The organism is Rhodoblastus sp. (assembly GCF_041915505.1).
In the GTDB taxonomy this organism is placed as follows: Bacteria; Pseudomonadota; Alphaproteobacteria; order Rhizobiales; family Beijerinckiaceae; genus Rhodoblastus.
Genome location: NZ_JAYSBG010000445.1, coordinates 1 through 2,573, shown reverse-complemented (window position 1 = coordinate 2,573; position 2,573 = coordinate 1). Strand labels below are relative to the sequence as shown.

Below are 2,573 nucleotides of genomic sequence, written 5' to 3'. Positions count from 1 at the left end.
CTGCAGGTCGCCGGGCTTTCTGTCATGGACGCGACGCGCCTCGCTTTTCCGACCGCGCATTTCGACGCCGTGGTCGCGCCTTATGTGCTGACGGTGGTGCCCGATCCCGCCGCGACGCTGGACGAACTGGCGCGGGTGGTGAAGCCGGGCGGCGAGATCGTGCTGGTCAATCATGTCGGGGCCGAATCGGGGCCGGTCGCCTGGGTTGAGTCGTGGCTGGGGAAAAACTCCGCCTCGCTGGGCTGGCGGCCGGAATTTCCCTGGGCGATCCTCGGCGACTGGATCGCTGCGCGCTCCGACCTGCGGCTTGTCGAGCGCCGCAAGATCGCGCCGCTGGGGCTTTTCACCTTGTCCCGCATCGAGCGGATTGGCTGAAGCCATTCCTTGACAATGGCGGCGGCGACAGACTATAGACCGCCCACTTGAGACGCGGCCTCGCCGCGTGTCGGGGCGGAGTAGCTCAGCCGGCTAGAGCAGAGGAATCATAATCCTTGTGTCGGGGGTTCGAGTCCCTCCTCCGCTACCACTTTTCTCGCGACCCTCTCACATTCAATCCGGTTCGGGCGCCTCGCGCAGGCAGTTGCCGGCGATCCAGCCGCGCTGTTTCGGCTCGGCGAGCGTTTCGACCTCGCACCAGCGCGCGCGATGGACGATCCGGCAGCCTCGATTTTTCACCACGCCCCCCGCCGCAACATAGGCGACGCGTCTCGTGTGAGGCCCGGGCGCCTCGCGCAGGACCGGCTTCGGACTGAGGCAGAGGCCGGTGACGCGCCAGAAATCCGGGCCGCCGGCCAGGGCGTCGGCGACATCTGGCGCGGCGGCGCAGGTCGGGCCGGTCGCCAGCATCAGGGCCGCCACCAGAATCCAATGCAATCTCATGTCCGCATCTCGTCTGCTCACCGTCGCGTGTTAATGCTGCGCGACCGCGGAGAAGCGCATAAGGACGGCGTCCGAGGCGTCGAGCAGGTCGAGCGTGTCGCCCTCGATGCGGAAATGCGCGACCTTGGCCAGCGCGTCGAGAAAATGCCGCTCCTGCTTCATGGCTTTCGGACAGGCCATCATCGTGCTCATCATCTGGCTGAAATGCAGGGAATCGCCGTCGAGCGCGAAGCCGCCGCCGACAGCGTTGCAACCGCCGCTTCCCGAGGCGCGATTTTCGTCGGGCGCGAGAATCAGATGCGGCTCGCGCTGATGTTCGGGGGCCTCGACCGGCGCGCCGGCAAGTTGGGTGAGCTTCCAGTAGGTTTCGCGCAGCGGGGTGGTAGCGTGGCCGACGCGAACCGGATTGGCCGGCGCGCCGCCGCGCCCGTGACCGAACAGGACTTTTTCGATCCTGACCTGCGCCGGCGCAGCGACGGCGTCGCGATGAAAACCATCGCCCGCCGCCGCTCCCGCCGCCGCCGTGGCGTAATCCAGCAGCAAAGCCGCGGCCGCGAAGCCGATCGTCCGAACCGTCATCTGGCGCGCTCCTTTTTGGTCGCGCCGCGTGGGACGCATCGTCGCTGAAACTCTAGCCTGTCGCTCCGCCGCCGTCCCGCTTTATTGCCCGGCCTGTCGGCCGGGCCTATTCTGCAGGCCAATGCGTAGGAGGCGGCCTCTTGGTCGAAAACCCTGTCAAAACGCTGCTGATCGTCGTCGAGGGTCGCGTGCAGGGCGTCGGCTATCGCGAATTCGTGCGCCGCATCGCCCAGCGCCGCAATTTATCGGGCTGGGTGCGCAATCGCTCGAACGGAAGCGTCGAGACGCGCGTCAGTGGCCTCGCCCCCGATCTCGACGCCTTGATGGAGGCCATGCGCTCTGGCCCGCCCGCGGCGCAAGTGCGCGGATTGCAGGCGATTGAAGAAGCCGCGCCGCCGGAGCGCGATGGTTTTTTCATCGCGTCGACTTTTTGAGCCGCTGATCCGCCGCGATTTTCTCACAGCAAGATGTAACGACGCGGCTGACCTCGCGTATTGCTCTTGAGTGAAATTGCTGTCCCATCGGAGATCGAAATGTTGACTCGCCGTAACGCCCTGAGCCTCGCCGGCGCCGCCGCTTTGGCCGCCTGTTCCGGGGGCCGGGCCGCGCTAGCCGCCGAGGACAAGGTGGAGCATAGCGACGCCGAATGGCGCAAGCTGCTGACGCCCGATCAATATGCCGTGCTGCGTCACGAGGGCACCGAGCGCCCGTTCACCAGCCCGCTGCTGCATGAGGAGCGCAAGGGCGTTTTCACCTGCGCCGGCTGCGACCGCGATCTGTTCGCCTCCGAGACCAAATTCGACAGCGGCACCGGCTGGCCGAGCTTTTGGCGGCCGCTGTCGGACGCGGTGACCGAAACGGAAGACAGGAGCTATGGCATGGCGCGTACGGCGGTGAGCTGCCGGCGCTGCGGCGGCCATCTCGGCCATGTGTTCAACGACGGCCCGAAGCCGACCGGCCTGCGCTATTGCATGAATGGCGTGGCGCTGAAATTCAAACCGGCCTGACGCCCGGAGCGCCTTCGGCATGATTCTCTTTCTTCTCGCCTTTCTGGGCGGCGCCCTTACCATCGCCAGCCCCTGCATTCTGCCGGTGCTGCCCTTCGTCTTCGCGGG

General features: G+C 66.5%; 5 protein-coding genes and 1 tRNA gene. 4 read left to right on the top strand and 2 right to left on the bottom strand.

Going from position 1 to position 2,573, the window contains the following annotated elements; all coding sequences use genetic code 11:
* Together ACE3S9_RS18365 and ACE3S9_RS18360 are read left to right on the top strand one after the other, a co-directional pair.
* On the top strand, positions 1 to 375 hold a 375-nt coding region (locus tag ACE3S9_RS18365; protein WP_374547918.1), incomplete at its 5' end, for a class I SAM-dependent methyltransferase.
* 74 nt (positions 376 to 449) lie between these two features.
* Positions 450 to 526 (top strand) — tRNA-Met (locus tag ACE3S9_RS18360).
* Between the two features lie 23 nt (positions 527 to 549).
* Here ACE3S9_RS18360 and ACE3S9_RS18355 read toward each other — a convergent pair.
* Together ACE3S9_RS18355 and ACE3S9_RS18350 are read right to left on the bottom strand one after the other, a co-directional pair.
* On the bottom strand, positions 550 to 879 hold the full coding sequence (locus ACE3S9_RS18355) for a hypothetical protein (RefSeq protein ID WP_374547916.1): 330 nt from the start codon (positions 877 to 879) through the stop codon (positions 550 to 552).
* Positions 880 to 909: 30 nt separating this feature from the next.
* Complete coding sequence (locus ACE3S9_RS18350; protein WP_374547915.1) at positions 910 to 1,458, bottom strand: META domain-containing protein; 549 nt, start codon at positions 1,456 to 1,458, stop codon at positions 910 to 912.
* Between the two features lie 140 nt (positions 1,459 to 1,598).
* Here ACE3S9_RS18350 and ACE3S9_RS18345 point away from each other — a divergent pair, with 140 nt between their 5' ends.
* Both ACE3S9_RS18345 and msrB read left to right on the top strand, forming a co-directional pair.
* On the top strand, positions 1,599 to 1,892 hold the full coding sequence (locus ACE3S9_RS18345; protein ID WP_374547914.1) for an acylphosphatase: 294 nt from the start codon (positions 1,599 to 1,601) through the stop codon (positions 1,890 to 1,892).
* Positions 1,893 to 1,991: 99 nt separating this feature from the next.
* Positions 1,992 to 2,465, top strand: a complete 474-nt coding sequence (msrB, locus tag ACE3S9_RS18340; RefSeq protein WP_374547913.1) for a peptide-methionine (R)-S-oxide reductase MsrB — start codon at positions 1,992 to 1,994, stop codon at positions 2,463 to 2,465.
* Positions 2,466 to 2,573: the final 108 nt, after the last annotated feature.

Coding starts and splice junctions, on each gene's coding strand:
- msrB (WP_374547913.1), top strand. CDS start 1,992: ATGTTGACTCGCCGTAACGCCCTGAGCCTCGCCGGCGCCGCCGCTTTG.
- ACE3S9_RS18350 (WP_374547915.1), bottom strand. CDS start 1,458: ATGACGGTTCGGACGATCGGCTTCGCGGCCGCGGCTTTGCTGCTGGAT.
- ACE3S9_RS18355 (WP_374547916.1), bottom strand. CDS start 879: ATGAGATTGCATTGGATTCTGGTGGCGGCCCTGATGCTGGCGACCGGC.